The organism is Amycolatopsis acidicola, assembly GCF_007713735.2.
Classification (GTDB): Bacteria; Actinomycetota; Actinomycetes; order Mycobacteriales; family Pseudonocardiaceae; genus Amycolatopsis_E; species Amycolatopsis_E acidicola.
The window spans coordinates 33,261-47,189 of record NZ_VMNW02000044.1; the positions used below are offsets into that span (position 1 = coordinate 33,261).

Sequence of the window (13,929 nt, forward strand, 5' to 3'; positions counted from 1 at the left end):
AACACCGTGTCCGAGGTACGTCTGTCCGTCGAGCCGCGCACCGAGTTCGGCAAGGGCGCCGCGCGCCGCACCCGTCGCGCCGGAAAGATCCCGGCCGTGCTGTACGGCCACGGCACCGACCCCCGGCACCTCGCGCTGCCGGCGATCGAGTTCGCCCGCGTCATCCGTGAGAACGGCAGCAACGCCGTGCTCACCCTGGACGTGGAGAGCAACACCGAGCTGGCGCTCACCAAGACCATCACGGTCCACCCGCTGAAGAACTACATCGAGCACGTCGACCTGCTCGTCGTCAAGCGCGGCGAGAAGGTCACCGTCGACGTGCACGTCGTCGTCACCGGCGACGCGGCCCCCGGCACCCTGGTCCACCAGGACATGGACGCGGTGTCGGTCGAGGTCGAGGCGCTGCACATCCCCGAGCAGGTCGAGGTCTCCGTCGAGGGGCTCGAGGCAGGCTCGCAGATCACCGCGGGCCAGCTCACGCTGCCCGCCGGCGCCGAGCTGCTGACCGACCCGGAGGCGCTCGTCGTCGCCGTCGCCGAGCCGCAGGCCGAAGCCCCCGAGGAAGAGGCCGCTGCCGGCGAAGCCGAGGGTGAGTCCGAGGCCGCCGCGGAGTGACCGCGGATGTGCCTGGGGCCGGCGAGCAGGTGTTGCTCGTCGGCCTCGGTAACCCTGGCCCACGTTATGCCGGCAACCGGCACAACGTGGGCTTCATGGTGCTCGACGAACTGGCCGCGCGAGTAGGCGGGAAGTTCAAGGCACACAAGGGCGGCGCCGAAGTGCTCGAGGGGCGGCTGGCCGGCCGCCGGGTCGTGCTGGCCAAGCCGCGCTCGTTCATGAACCTCTCCGGCGGCCCCGTCGCCGGCACAGCCAAGTTCTACAAGACCGAACCGGGCGGGATCGTCGTCGTGCACGACGAGCTGGACCTGGAGTTCGGCGCGCTCAAGCTCAAGCTCGGCGGCGGGGACAACGGCCACAACGGGCTGCGATCGATCACCAAATCGCTGGGCACCAAGGAGTACTACCGGGTGCGGTTCGGCATCGGCCGCCCGCCCGGCCGGATGGACCCCGCCGACTACGTGCTGAAGGACTTCTCGACGGTAGAGCGCAAGGAGCTCCCGCTGGAGGTCGACAGGTGCGCCGACGCCGTCGAAGAGCTCATCGGCAAGGGCCTCGCTGCAGCCCAGAACACCTTCCACGCTCTGTAGCGGCTTTCACTCACAGGCGTCGGATATGTCCGCTCGATGGAGTCGATGCGGTGGACGGGACTTCCCACCGCGTTCGGGCGCGGCTAGGACTGAATGCGGGAACCGCCCCGTCCTAGCTGAAACTGGAGACTCTTCATGTCCCTCACCCCCGAAGACGTCCTCCGCGTGGAGTTCTCGAACGCGGCGGTCGGCCGGCGCGGCTACGCGAAGCCGGAGGTGGACGCGTTCGTCCGGCGGATCGCGAAGACACTGGCCGACGAGGACGACCTGACCGCGGCCGAAGTCCACCACGTCGAATTCTTCAAGCCGCTGCTGGGCAAGCGGGGCTACGACGAGAAGGAAGTGGACGTGTTCCTCGACAAGGTCGAGGACCAGCTGGCGGAGCGCACCTTCAAGGCGTTCCCGATGCCGACGGCACGCGAGGCCTCGCAGGCCACGGACTCCCGCTGGGAGAAGCCCGCGCACACGCCGGAGCCCGCTCCGCAGCCGCAGGCACACCCGGGCACCTTCTGAACCACAGACCCGGAAACGGCCCGCGCCACGCATGGCGCGGGCCGTTCCGCGTGTCTTGGCCCCTCCCGCGCGCGTCTTGGCTCGCCGCGGCCGCGTGTTGGCCCCTCCCGCACGCATGTTGGCCCCTCCCGCGGGGTGGCGCTGGCCCGGTGGCCAAACACCCCACCGGGTCAAGCCACCACACCAACGCCAGGGGCCAACACGCCAACGCCAGGGGCCAAGACACCGACGGGAGGGGCCAACACGCCCGCACGGGTGGCAAACACGCGCGCGGGGCGGGCGCGGGGCGACGGGCGAGGTCAGGAGCTCGACTTCTCGATGCGGTCGGCGAACTGGGTCGCCGTCGCGGCGCGTTTCACCTTGCCCGAAGGCGTCTTCGGGAGGCTCCCGGCCGGAAGCACCACCACGGCGTAGGGGCGCAGGTCCACGGCGTCGCGGACGCGCGCCGAGACCTCCTTCACCAGGGTCCGCTCGGCGTCCGGGTCACCGGCCAGCTTCGACTCCAGCACCACTGCGAACCGCTCGCGCCGCGTCCCGGCGTCGATCCGCACCGCCACCGCGTTCCCGGCCCGGACCCCGTCGACCGAGGTGGCCGCCCGCTCGATGTCGGTCGGGTAGATGTTGCGGCCGCCCATGATGATCACATCCTTGGCGCGGCCGCAGATCACGATCTGCCCGTCGATCAGGTAGCCGAGGTCGCCGGTGTTCAGCCAGCCGTCGGCGTCCTGCGTCGCCACCGGGCCGTCGACCGTGAGGTAGCCCGGGGTCACGGCCTCGCCGCGCAACCGGATCTCGCCGACCTGCCGCTCACCGAGCTTCGCCCCGTGCTCGTCCACGATCTCGGCTTCGAGCCCGTCCAGCGGCCTGCCGAGGACGGCGAACGAACGGACGTCGTCGGTGCCGCGGCGCGCGTCGCCCTCCGGCACGGGCACCGCGCGGTTCTCCGCCTCGAGCGCTTCGGCCTCCACCACGTCGAGGGTCAGCCCGGTGAACAGCGGCGCGAACGAAACCGCGAGCGTCGCCTCCGCCATGCCGTAGGCCGGGAAAACGCATTCGGCAGGCATCTTGAACCGGGCACCGGCATCGGTGAACGCCTTGACCGCCGACTCGTCGATCGGCTCCGCGCCGTTCAGCGCGATCCGCAGCGTGGACAGGTCATAGGCGTTGTCGTCCTCGACGCGGGCCAGCCTGCGGCCGACGATCGCGTACGCGAAGTTCGGCGCCGCCGTGGTGGTGGCGCGGTACTTGCTGATCAGCTCCGGCCAGACCAGCGGCCCGGACAGGAACTCGACGGGCGTGATCTTGACCAGCTCCACGCCGAAGGTCATCGGCACGGTGAGGAAACCGACCATGCCCATGTCGTGGAAGGTCGGCAGCCAGGACACCATGATGTCCTTGTCGAACACGAACTCCGCGCGGTCCACCATCGCCTTGACGTTGGTGTACAGGTTGCCGTGGGTGATCCGGACGGCCTTCGGCTCGGCGGTGGAGCCACTGGTGAGCTGCAACAGCGCGAGCTCGTCCTCGCCGACGGGCACCGCCTCGGCGAGCGGCTCGGAGTCCAGCAGATCGGTGATGTTCCGGTAGGCGATGCCGCGTTCTTCGAGCACCGGCGCGAGCGCGTCGAACGGTTCGCCCAACAACACGAGCCCGGAGTCGATCATGCCGAGCACCTTCACCGTGTCCTCGGCCCAGAGCGCCAGATCGGTGCGCGGAGTCGGCTGGTGCAGCATCGTCACGCTGCCGCCGGCAAGCCAGACGCCCTGCACCGTCGGCGCGATCAACGACGGCGCCGCGGCGAGCACGGCGACCGCGCTGCCCGGCTTCAGCCCACCCTCGACAAGCCCGCCTGCCAGGCACTTCGCCTGCTCATGCACCTCGGCCCAGGTCCGGCGAACCGGCTCCTTCGGCTCACCGGTGACCATTCCGCGCTGCTGACCGCCACCCGCCGCGGTGGCGACGAGCGTGTCCACGAACCGACTCATGTTCGGGAGCCTATCCGGTCACTCGACGAGTTCGGACGTCTCCAGCCAGCGGGCTTCCACGTCGTCCTTTTCCGTCAACACCGATTTCAGCTCGGCGTTGAGATCCACGAGTTTGTCCGGGTTCGTCGCGTTCGCGGCCAGCTGCTCGTGCAACTCGCCTTCGCGCTTGGTCAGCACGTCGAGACGGCGCTCGAGCCTGCCCAGTTCCTTCATCGCGGTGCGGTGTTCGGCCGCGCTGGGCTTGCCCGACGGCGCGGATTCCTTGCGCTGCGGCGCCGGAGCCGCCTGCTGACTGCGCGAGCGACGGTCGAGGTACTCGTCGATGCCGCCGGGCAGGTGCGTGATCCGGCCGTCACCGAGCAACGCGTACACGGCGTCGCACACGCGCTCCACGAGATACCGGTCGTGCGAGACGACGACGAGCGTGCCGGGCCAGGAGTCGAGCAGATCTTCCAGCTGCTGCAGGGTGTCGATGTCCAGATCGTTCGTCGGCTCGTCGAGCAGCAGCACGTTCGGCTCGGCCATCAGCAACCGCGCCAGCTGCAGCCGGCGCCGCTCGCCGCCCGAGAGATCCTCGACCGGCGTCCATTGCCGCGCCGCCGGGAATCCGAGCCGTTCGGCGAGCTGCGAAGCGGACATCTCCTGCTTGCCGAGCACCACCCGGCCCGCGATCTCCTCGACCGCTTCGAGCACCCGCAGCTGCCCCGGCAGCCCTTCCAGCTCCTGCGAAAGATGCGCGAGCCGGACCGTCTTGCCCTCGATCCGCCGCCCCGAACCCGGTTCGGCCTCACCGGCCAGCAGCTTCAGCAGGGTGGTCTTGCCCGAGCCGTTGACCCCGACCAGACCGATCCGGTCGCCAGGCCCGATCCGCCACGTGACGTCGTCCAGCACGGGTTTGTCCCCCGCCCGCAACGTCACGTCTTCCAGCTCCAGCACGGTTTTCCCGAGCCGGCGCCTGGCGAAGGTCAGCAGCTCCACCGAATCCCGCGGCGCGGGCACGTCGGAGATGAGCGCCTCGGCCGCCTCGATGCGGTACCGCGGCTTGGACGTGCGCGCCTTTGCGCCGCGCTGCAGCCAGGCGAGCTCCTTGCGCGCGAGGTTGCGCCGCTTCTCCTCCATCGTGGCCGCGAGCCGCGCCCGCTCCGCGCGGGCGAAAACCCAGTCCGCGTAACCACCTTCGTACTGTTCGACGTTCCCGCCGACGACCTCCCAGGTGCGCCCGCAGACGGTGTCGAGGAACCACCGGTCGTGCGTGACGACCACGACCGAGGCTCGCCTGGCCAGCAGGTGGTCGGCCAGCCAGCGCACGCCTTCGACGTCGAGGTGGTTGGTGGGCTCGTCGAGCACGATCAGATCCAGCTCGCCGACGAGCGCCGCGGCCAGCGCGACCCGCCGCCGTTCGCCACCCGACAGGTTCTCCGTGGAGCTTTCCAGCCCCAGCGCGGTCAGCCCCAAACCGTCCACAATGGACCGGACGCGCGCGTCGGCCGCCCACTCGTGATCGGCCGCGTAGTGCGCCAGCACCGCGTCACGCACCGTGCCCTCGGGCAGCTCGGTGCGCTGGGTGACCACGGCCATCCGCAGATCGCGCACCCGGCTCACCCGGCCGGAATCCGGCTCGGCGACCCCGGAAAGCACCTCGAGCAGCGTGGTCTTGCCGCCGCCGTTGAGGCCGACGACGCCGATCCGCTCGCCCTCGGCCACGCCGAGGGAAACCTCGGACAGCAACGGTTTGACCCCGTACGACTTGCTGACAGCCTCGAGGTTGATCAAGTTGGCCATTAGGCGTGCACCTGCGGTGGTGGAGTGGGCCGGTTGAGGTCTTCGCCGCCGACGAACCGGGCACCGGGCACCGGGCCGTGCGCCACACGCACCGTCCGGCAGACCCCGGCACCGGCGAGCTCGGCGGCCACTTCGAGCGCGGACTCCGCGTCCACGCAAAGGAAAGCGCACGTCGGCCCCGAACCTGACACGGTGCCGGCGAGCGCGCCCGCGTTCACGCCCGCGCGCAGCGTGCGGCGGAGCCCCGGCCGCAGCGAGACCGCGGCGGCCTGAAGATCGTTGCCCAGCAACAAAGCCAGCTGCCGCGGGTCACCAGAAGCAAGCGCTTCCACGACCGGGGCGTGCGAGCCGACGCGCGGCGGATTCCCTGCCTCGCGCAGCCGGTCGAGTTCGGTGAACACGCGCGGAGTGGACAGTCCACGTTGGTCGAACGCGAGCACCCAGTGGAAGGTGTGCCGCGAAAGCACGGGCACCAGCTGCTCGCCGCGACCGGTACCGAGCGCCGTGCCGCCGTAGAGCGCGAAGGGGACGTCACTGCCGATCTTCGCGGCGATCTCCGCCAGCTCGTCGCGGCCGATGTCCAGTTTCCACAGTCCGGTCAGCGCGACGAGGGTCGCCGCCGCGTCCGCGCTGCCGCCCGCCATCCCGCCGGCGACCGGAATTCCCTTGCGCAGCACCACGCGCACCTTGGGATCGTCCTTGCCGACGTGCGCCGCAAGCGCTTGCACCGCGCGCCAGGCGAGGTTGTTCGCACCAGTCGGGACCGCGTCCTCACCCTCGCCGTACACCTCGACGCCCGGCTCCTCGGCCGCCGCGACGGTGACCTCGTCGGTCAGCGAGAGCGCGTGGAACACCGTGGTCAGGTCGTGGTACCCGTCGGACCGCAGGTCACCGACCGAAAGGTGCAGGTTGATCTTCGACGGCACCCGGACGGTGACCGGTGGCGGGACGACGGCTAGCACGCGTCAAGACTACGTGGCCGCTCCGGGTCGGTGCCCGCGAGGAGAAACTAGGTCGAGCGCGACCTCGAGCGCCACCTCCGGCGGGACCCCGCCGTTCTCGTCCCGGAACTGCGGGCTGTTCCCGAAGACCAGCGCGACGAGGGAAAGCCGGGCACGCAGCTGCGCGGCCGGATCCTGCTCGTCGGCGACGAGCAGCTGGAACACGTCCTTCATCCGGCTCACCAGCGGGTTGCGCTCGTGGAAGGTGGTCTTCAGCGCGGGCTGGTTCTCCTGCATGAACCGCATGATCGGGCCGAACTTGCCCTCGACCAGTTCGGCCAGCCGCCGGATCAGCTCCCGACGCGCGCCCACGTGATCCTCCTGCGCCTTGCCCCACTCCAGCACCTCGTCCAGCGACTCGGCGAGGTCGTCGAGCAGGCTCGCGACGATGTCCTCCTTGGTGCGGAAGTGGTAGTAGAGCGCGGCCTTGGTGACGTCGAGCCGCTCCGCGATCTCACGGAGTGACGTCTTCTCGTACCCCTGCTCCACGAACAGTTCGAGCGCGATCTGCTGGATCCGCTCCCTCGTGTCGCTGCGACGCCCCGCCATCGCCCTTCCTTCCCTGAAGAATCTCTCAGCCTTACTTGACGCCCGACAAGTTAGAGCTTACCTTACGACTAGCCAGTTTACTTGTCGCCCGACAAGTTGGATCTTCTCCAGCTTACTGACCCAGGGGATCGACCATGACAACCACACTTTCCGCGCCGGCGCCGACCCGCCGAACCCAGAACCGGTGGTGGGCGCTGGTGGTGATCGGGATGGCCCAGCTGCTGGTCATCATCGACACCACGATCGTCAACATCGCGCTGCCCTCGGCGCAGCGCGAGCTGGGCATGTCCGACGTCGCCAGACAGTGGACGATCAGCGCCTACACGCTGGCCTTCGGCGGCCTCCTGCTGCTCGGGGGCAGGCTGGCCGACCGGCTCGGCCGCAAGAACACGCTGATCATCGGGGCACTCGGCTTCGCCATCGCGTCGGCGGTCGGGGGCGCCGCCACCGGACCGGCCATGCTGATCGGCGCTCGTGCGGCGCAGGGGGTCTTCGCCGCGCTGCTCGCCCCGTCCACGCTGTCGCTGCTCACGATCACCTTCACCGAAGCCAAGGAACGCGCGAAGGCGTTCGGCATCTTCAGCGCGATCATGATGTCCGGCGGGGCGCTCGGCCTGGTCGCCGGCGGCGCGCTCGCCGAGTACCTGGACTGGCGCTGGTGCCTGTACGTGAACCTGCCGTTCGCGATCATCGCGTCCGTCGGCGCCTGGTTCGTGCTGCCGAAGGTCGAAGGGCACCGCGAAACCCGGCTGGACTGGATCAGCGCGATCCTGGGCAGCGGCGGCATCGTCGGCCTGGTCTACGCGCTGTCCGAAGCGGCGACGCGCGGCTGGGGTTCCTCGCTGGTGATGAGCGTCCTCGGCGTCGCGATCGTGTTGCTGGCCGCGTTCGTGTTCCGGCAGACGCGCGTCCCCAACCCGTTGCTGCCGATCCGCATCCTGACCGACCGCACCCGCGCCTCCGCGTACCTGTCCATCGGCGCGGCGTCGTTCGGGATGTTCGGGATGTTCCTGTTCCTGACGTACCAGCTGCAGGGGACCATGCACTACGGCGCGTTCCAGGCCGGGGTGGCGTTCCTGCCGTTCCTGCTGGGCAACGTGCTGGTGTCCACGTTGCTGTCGCGTCGGCTGCTGCCGCGCACGGGTCCGCGGCCGCTGCTGGTGACGGGGTTGCTGCTGATGGCCGCCGGGCTGGCGCTGCTGACCCAGCTGAGCACGGGTTCCTCGTACTGGGGCCTGATCCTGCCGGTGGAACTGGTGCTGGGCGCCGGGGCCGGGCTCGCGATGCCGACGGTCATGAACATCGCCACGGCGCGGGTCAACCCGGCGGACGCGGGGGTGGCGTCGGCCTTCATCACCACCTCGCAGCAGGTCGGCGCTTCGCTGGGCACGGCGTCGCTGAACACGATCGCTTCCAGCGCAACGGCTTCCGCGGCCGGGCTCGGGGTCGCCGGGGCGACGGTGCACGGCTACGCGGTGGCGAACGGCTGGGCCGGTGCGATCCTCGCCGCGGCCGGAATCGGGGTGGGCCTGTTGGTCGGGGGCAAGCGGCAGGCTCAGGACCGGGGGTAGACGAGGATCGCTTCCCCACCGTCGGTCGCGGTGCCGAACAGGGCGACATCGGCGGCGATCAGATCGGGAACGCGTTCGTCCTCGTCGAGTTGGGAAACCGAGCCGGTGACCGTGGAGGCGGTCACCGGCTCGGTGTCGTTCGCGCCGTAGACGGTGCCGTCAGGGTCGGCCGAGATGAGGTCGGTTCCCTTGTCCCCGAAGCAGAATCCCTTCCGCGCCTGGAGGTCGAAGGCCACCGGGCCCGCGATGAGATACCGCCCGCCGACCGACACCGATGGGGTCGCGCCGTCTTCGCCGCGGCACGTGACCGAGGCGAGCACCTGTCCGCTCGTGCCGTCGTGCACCGACCAGACCCGGTCGGCCGCGGAACCCCATTGCGCCACCAGGGTTTTGCCGTCCGGCGAACCGAGCACTTGCGCGGCACCGGTGGCACCCGCGGGCGCTGGGAGCGCGGGATCGTCTCGCTCCACGGGGCCTTTCGCGGTCACCGCCACCACTTTCGGGCCGTATCGGGTGACCTGCCCGCTCGCGGCGTCGAGCACCGCGACGCCGCCGGCATAGTCGATCAGCAGGTGCCCGTCGCCTTGCGCGGTGACATCGTTCCTGCCGGGGATCGCGAAATCTCGTTGCGCCGCAACGGAATCACCGGTGGACGCGGCGTCGTAGACATAGGCGTGGCGCTGACCGACGAGCACCGCGTACTCCTTGCCGTTCTCGCTCGTCACGAACAAGCGCGCGTCGGGCTCGGGCACGGCCGCGCCGGTCCAGCGCGTGGCGCCGGTCTTCGTTTCGCGCGCCACGATGTGCGCGGAGTCGTTTTCGTTGGCCAGCAACAGGATCAGCCCGGCCTGCGGCGCGAGGGACGGGAACGCGTACGCGGTCGTCTCGGTGCCTTCGACAGACCAGCCCTTGCCGTTGTCGAACCCGGACGGCACCTGCGCCTGGGAAACCGTTGCGGGGACAGTGGTTTCTCCCGCCTCCTGGTCCCCGCCGGAACCGCACGCCACCAGCATCACCGCCGCGACAGCCAGCACCGCGGCCACCCTGCGTCCGGCCACCACGCCCTCCGATCAACGCCTAAAGCCGGTTCCACCGAAGCGGAACCGGCTTGGTCAGCGCTGAATCTAGGCGGCGACGCTCTTCGGGCCCTCGATGGGGTGCGTGACGTGCGCGCCCCGGTCCGCGATCCACGCCAGCGCGGAGTCGGCCTGCTTGCCGTTGACCCCGACGCGGAACCGCGCGACCGGCGTGTCACCGACGCGGGTCAGCCCGCCGCCGATGGTGGCGAGGTCGACGCCGAAGCGGCTGCCCGCCTCCGGCAGCAACGCGCCGACAGCGGCGAAGCCGACCAGCACGACGTCGGCGAAGCGGTCGTAGCGGGCGGACTGGGCGCGCGGGGTGTCGATCGCCGGGAGCAGCGTCTCGGCGGTGCGGCTGCCCGGGCTCGCCAGCAGGTCCAGCACGCTGCCGTGCTCGACGACGCGGCCCGAGTCCAGCACCGCGACGTCGTCGCAGACCCGGCGCACCACGGAGGCGTCCTGCGTGGTCAGCAGGATCGTCACGCCGAGCTCGGCGCGCGCCCGGTCGAGCACGGTCAGCACGGCACCGGCCTCGTCGGCGTCGATGCCCGCCGTCGGGTCGTCGGCCAGCAGCACGGCGGGGCCGGCGGCCAGCGCGCGCCCGATCGCGACCCGGCGACGCTGCCCCTCGGTCAGCTCGCTCGGCCGCTGCGCGGCGCGCTGGGTGAGACCCGCCAGGTCGAGCAGGCGGCCGACCCGGCTGCGCCGCTGCGGACCCTCGACGCCGAGCTGCTCGAGCGGCGCCGCGACGTTCCCGGCGGCGGTGCGCTCGGCGTGCAGCGGCTGGTTGGCGTCCAGCACCGCGAGCTGCCGGCGCACCTCGCGCAATCGGCGCCCGTCCAGTCCGGCGGTGTTGAGTCCGTCCAGCCGCACGGTGCCGCGGTCGGGCTTCTCCTGCAGCGCGACGACGCGGGCGAGAGTGGACTTGCCGCTCTTGCCGGGGCCGACGACGCCGTACAGCGAACCGGCGCCGACTTCCAGACTCACGTCGCGCAGCGCGAGCACGGGGTTTTGCTTGCCAGGGAAGGATTTGGTCAGGTTTTCGACAGTGATCACGAAGGCTCCACAGAACGGGCGCGGCCGGGGTTGCGGCACGCCGGGGCGTCAGCGAGTGGACCATCCGAAATGGACGGTCAGCGAGAGTGGGAAAAGCTCAGCTCGGAAGGAGTGAACAGTTCAGCGACGACACGCACTGACGGCGCGGCGGCACTCATCGACGACTCGGCGCCTCGTGAGCATTCGCGTGCGGTACACAGAATCCTCCATCGATCCTGGCGGTAGCACCTGCCCGGTGGGTGGTTGCTGCGACTTCGGCGAGCCAGGTCTCTCAGTCGCTCGGGATGGATACCTCAAGAAGTAGAACGGATGTACTGCGTCGGGCGCAAGCCCCGGGGTGCAGATCACACCCTGGAATCACACGGAAGGCGGCACTCCTTCACATTCTGCGATCGCCGCGAAGTCCGTGACAGTCAACTGCTCACCACGCGTAGCCGGGTCGATACCCGCTGCACGCAACAACTTGCCCGCCCTGTCAGCCGATCCGGCCCAGCCGGCGAGCGCCGCGCGCAAAGTCTTGCGCCGCTGGGCGAACGCAGCGTCAACGACCGCGAACACGCTGTCACGATCGACGGAGGACGCGGGCTTTTCGGCCCGCTCGAAGGAAACCAGCGCCGAATCGACGTTCGGCACCGGCCAGAACACCGACCGCGGCACGGGCGCCACCTTGCGGGCGCGGCCGTACCACGCGATCTTCACGCTCGGCACGCCGTAAGTGCGGCTGCCGGGGCCTGCGGCCATCCGGTCGGCCACCTCGGTCTGCACCATCACGAGCGCCCGCTCGAGCGAGGGCAGCTCGGCCAGCAGATGCAGCACCACCGGAACCGCGACGTTGTACGGGAGATTCGCGACCAACGTGGACGGCGGCGCAGGCAATTCGTCGGCACGGAGCTTCAACGCGTCCCGGGTCAGCACGGTGAAACGGGAAACCGCCTCAGGCGCCCGCTCCTCGACCGTGGCGGGCAACCGCGCCGCGAGCACCGGGTCGATCTCCACGGCGGCCACTTCGGCGCCCGAAGCCAGCAACCCGAGCGTCAGCGAACCGAGCCCGGGGCCGACCTCCAGCACGGAGTCCCCGGCACCGACCCCGGACAGTTCGACGATGCGCCGGACCGTGTTGGGGTCGTGCACGAAGTTCTGGCCGAGCTTCTTGGTGGGCCGCACGTCCAACTCGGCGGCCAGCCCACGGATCTCGGCCGGACCGAGCAGTTGTGCCACGCGGGGAACTCTACCCAACGCCGGGAAAGGTTCCCCGCGAGCACGAACCGCTTCTTTTTAAAAGCGGCGGAGCCGCTTGCTGTGGGCCGTGCGCTGGCACCGCCGGGGGTTTGAATCGGCGGAGCCGCGCGGCGCGCGTCCGTTGAGGGTGGCGGTGGGAGACGGGTGGGCGGTTCCTGGCGAGGACAGCGCCGAAGTGGTGGGGACACTGTCGCGCGGAGCGCGTCCATCAGGGGTGGTGGTCGGGCTGGCGGGTGGGAATTCATGATGAGGCGATCCCACAGCCAGGGGCCGCCTTGAATGTGGCTAGCCGCGCGCAGCGCGTCCGTTGAGGGTGGTGGCGGGTGACGGGAGGGGCCCCTACCCGCACCGCCACGCAAACCGTGTTCAACCACAGCTTTAGGCCGCGCCGGCCTTCTTGGAGCAGACGGGCCATGCGCCCCAGCCCTGACCGGCTTGGACCTTTTCGGCGATCGCGATCTGTTCCGTGCGGCTGGCCTGGTAGGCGTGCTGCGCGTAGGCGCCGCCGCCGTAGGCGAGCCAGGTGCTGTTGGTGAACTGCAGGCCACCCTCGAAACCGTTGCCGGTGTTGGCGGCCCAGTTGCCGGTGGACTCGCACTGCGCGATCTTGTCCCAGATCGCGGAGCCGCTGATCTCCGGCTCCTTGGTGCCGATCCGGATGATCTTCGGCTTGGCCTCGGTGAGGACCTTGACCGAGAGCTGCTCGCGGTTGGTCTCCTGGCCGTTCTTCTTGGTGATCCGGTAGGTGACCAGCTGGGTCCCCGGCGTACCCGGGTCCTGCACGACCGTCTTGCCCGAATCGAGCGTGTCGTCCTTGATCTGCTGAACCGGCGGGTCGATGCTCTCCTGCTGGTTGATCACCGAGACACCGGTGCGGCTGATGTGCACCTCGGCGTTGTTGGCGATCTTGAAGTCCAGCCCGCCCTCGACCTGGTCGTCCGGACCGAGGGAGAGGTTCTGGTCCTTGAGGAACTCGCCCGCGGTGACCGCGGTGGTGGTCACCTGGTGCGGCGCGCTGTCGCCGTCGAACACGGTGACGGTCTTGAGGGTCTTGACCTCCAGGGTCGACCCCTGCAGCGGCAGCTCGGCGTTCGGCGCCATCGACGTCCATGCGCCGGGCGCGAGCTGGTCGGACACGCCCAGCTGGTCCAGCGCCTCCTGCACCGTCTCGGCGCGGACCCAGGAGTCCCTGGCGACGCCGTCGACGATCAGGTTCAGGTGGCGGCCGCGGTCGAGCTTGATCGTCCCGCCGTCGCCGACCGGAGCCTGCGGGGACGGGGAGAGCGCGTCGTGGTCGCCGACGGAGATGCCGGCGTCCTCGAGGACCTCGCCGACCGTCTTGCCGTAGCTGTGCACGGTCTGCTCGTGGCCGTCGACGTCGACGGTGACGCTCTTGTTCATCGCCAGCGCGGCCGCGCCGCCGCCGGTGATGCTGATGAGCAGGGCCAGGACCGAGCCGCGGAGGAACCGCCGCTTCCAGGTCTTGACCGCGGATACGAGGGCCCGCTCGGGCTCCTCCTGCGCCTCGGCCGTCGCCGTCCGGTCCTGCGAGGCAGCATCCGGGATGGCGATCGGGGGCAGCATGGTGGTCTCGGCGTTGATCAGCCGGATGAGCTCGTCCACGTCGAGCTCGGCCTCGGCCATCATGTCGTCGGCGCCGGGCCCGAGGACCGTTCGCACGTCGTGCTCGGTGATGGACAGCTCGTCGGAGAAGTCCCAGTCCTCTTCCGGCGTCGGCCAGTCGAGCGTTCCGACACCACCCGCCGGAGAACCGAACCAGTTCGTGTCGTCGAGGCGCGTGTCGGCGTGTCTACTACCAGCAGTCACAGCAGGTCGTTCCCTTTCGCACTAGCGGCATCCACACCTGAAGTCATCCCCGATCGACCTGCACTGACTTCAGCTGCGGGATGTGCTGACCGATTAATCGAGCGGCACGATCACGGGACAGT

12 protein-coding genes and 1 riboswitch are annotated in these 13,929 nt (G+C 70.0%); of the genes, 4 read left to right on the plus strand and 8 right to left on the minus strand.

Annotation, left to right across the window (positions count from 1 at the left end):
* The first annotated feature begins 6 nt into the window (after nucleotides 1–6).
* The 3 genes from FPZ12_RS26045 (at nucleotide 7) to FPZ12_RS26055 (ending at nucleotide 1,718) form a co-directional block, all read left to right on the plus strand.
* Nucleotides 7–615 carry a 50S ribosomal protein L25/general stress protein Ctc gene (locus tag FPZ12_RS26045; RefSeq protein WP_144759335.1) on the plus strand — a complete coding sequence of 203 codons (609 nt, stop codon included), beginning with the start codon at nucleotides 7–9 and terminating at the stop codon, nucleotides 613–615.
* Nucleotides 612–1,205, plus strand: a complete 594-nt coding sequence (pth, locus tag FPZ12_RS26050; RefSeq protein WP_144759331.1) for an aminoacyl-tRNA hydrolase — start codon at nucleotides 612–614, stop codon at nucleotides 1,203–1,205. Before FPZ12_RS26045 ends, pth begins: the two co-directional genes overlap by 4 nt.
* Nucleotides 1,206–1,340: 135 nt before the next feature.
* Entirely contained in the window at nucleotides 1,341–1,718 is a 378-nt protein-coding gene (locus FPZ12_RS26055) for a DivIVA domain-containing protein (protein ID WP_144759328.1), read from the plus strand.
* A 299-nt stretch (nucleotides 1,719–2,017) separates the two neighbouring features.
* Here FPZ12_RS26055 and FPZ12_RS26060 read toward each other — a convergent pair whose 3' ends face one another.
* The 4 genes from FPZ12_RS26060 to FPZ12_RS26075 are packed head-to-tail and all read right to left on the minus strand — an operon-like array spanning nucleotide 2,018 to nucleotide 7,035.
* Nucleotides 2,018–3,703: a fatty acyl-AMP ligase gene (locus FPZ12_RS26060; RefSeq protein ID WP_144759325.1), complete on the minus strand. Its 1,686-nt coding sequence runs from the start codon at nucleotides 3,701–3,703 to the stop codon at nucleotides 2,018–2,020.
* Between the two features lie 18 nt (nucleotides 3,704–3,721).
* Nucleotides 3,722–5,485 (minus strand): ABC-F family ATP-binding cassette domain-containing protein, encoded by a 1,764-nt coding sequence (locus FPZ12_RS26065; RefSeq protein WP_144759322.1) that lies wholly within the window; start codon nucleotides 5,483–5,485, stop codon nucleotides 3,722–3,724.
* Entirely contained in the window at nucleotides 5,485–6,447 is a 963-nt protein-coding gene (locus FPZ12_RS26070; protein WP_144759319.1) for a 4-(cytidine 5'-diphospho)-2-C-methyl-D-erythritol kinase, read from the minus strand. Before FPZ12_RS26070 ends, FPZ12_RS26065 begins: the two co-directional genes overlap by 1 nt.
* Before the next feature lie 9 nt (nucleotides 6,448–6,456).
* Nucleotides 6,457–7,035, minus strand: a complete 579-nt coding sequence (locus tag FPZ12_RS26075; RefSeq protein WP_144759316.1) for a TetR/AcrR family transcriptional regulator — start codon at nucleotides 7,033–7,035, stop codon at nucleotides 6,457–6,459.
* Nucleotides 7,036–7,169: 134 nt separating this feature from the next.
* Between FPZ12_RS26075 and FPZ12_RS26080 the strand changes: the two genes are divergently transcribed.
* Nucleotides 7,170–8,606 carry an MFS transporter gene (locus FPZ12_RS26080; RefSeq protein WP_144759313.1) on the plus strand — a complete coding sequence of 479 codons (1,437 nt, stop codon included), beginning with the start codon at nucleotides 7,170–7,172 and terminating at the stop codon, nucleotides 8,604–8,606.
* Here the strand turns inward: FPZ12_RS26080 and FPZ12_RS26085 are convergent.
* The 4 genes from FPZ12_RS26085 to FPZ12_RS26100 form a co-directional block, all read right to left on the minus strand.
* Complete coding sequence (locus FPZ12_RS26085; protein ID WP_144759310.1) at nucleotides 8,591–9,664, minus strand: MBL fold metallo-hydrolase; 1,074 nt, start codon at nucleotides 9,662–9,664, stop codon at nucleotides 8,591–8,593. The two genes, FPZ12_RS26080 and FPZ12_RS26085, sit on opposite strands and share 16 nt — an antisense overlap.
* Nucleotides 9,665–9,730: 66 nt before the next feature.
* Nucleotides 9,731–10,741, minus strand: a complete 1,011-nt coding sequence (locus tag FPZ12_RS26090) for a methionine ABC transporter ATP-binding protein (RefSeq protein WP_144759307.1) — start codon at nucleotides 10,739–10,741, stop codon at nucleotides 9,731–9,733.
* Nucleotides 10,742–10,944: 203 nt separating this feature from the next.
* Nucleotides 10,945–11,032: riboswitch (SAM riboswitch) on the minus strand.
* A 66-nt stretch (nucleotides 11,033–11,098) separates the two neighbouring features.
* Nucleotides 11,099–11,959 carry a 16S rRNA (adenine(1518)-N(6)/adenine(1519)-N(6))-dimethyltransferase RsmA gene (gene rsmA / locus FPZ12_RS26095; RefSeq protein WP_144759304.1) on the minus strand — a complete coding sequence of 287 codons (861 nt, stop codon included), beginning with the start codon at nucleotides 11,957–11,959 and terminating at the stop codon, nucleotides 11,099–11,101.
* Between the two features lie 399 nt (nucleotides 11,960–12,358).
* Complete coding sequence (locus tag FPZ12_RS26100; protein ID WP_243770032.1) at nucleotides 12,359–13,807, minus strand: resuscitation-promoting factor; 1,449 nt, start codon at nucleotides 13,805–13,807, stop codon at nucleotides 12,359–12,361.
* Nucleotides 13,808–13,929: the final 122 nt, after the last annotated feature.

Bases quoted from the DNA above. Each gene is read 5' to 3' on its own strand.
- FPZ12_RS26055 (WP_144759328.1), top strand. From the start codon at position 1,341: ATGTCCCTCACCCCCGAAGACGTCCTCCGCGTGGAGTTCTCGAACGCG.
- FPZ12_RS26060 (WP_144759325.1), bottom strand. From the start codon at position 3,703: ATGAGTCGGTTCGTGGACACGCTCGTCGCCACCGCGGCGGGTGGCGGT.
- FPZ12_RS26065 (WP_144759322.1), bottom strand. From the start codon at position 5,485: ATGGCCAACTTGATCAACCTCGAGGCTGTCAGCAAGTCGTACGGGGTC.
- FPZ12_RS26075 (WP_144759316.1), bottom strand. From the start codon at position 7,035: ATGGCGGGGCGTCGCAGCGACACGAGGGAGCGGATCCAGCAGATCGCG.
- FPZ12_RS26080 (WP_144759313.1), top strand. From the start codon at position 7,170: ATGACAACCACACTTTCCGCGCCGGCGCCGACCCGCCGAACCCAGAAC.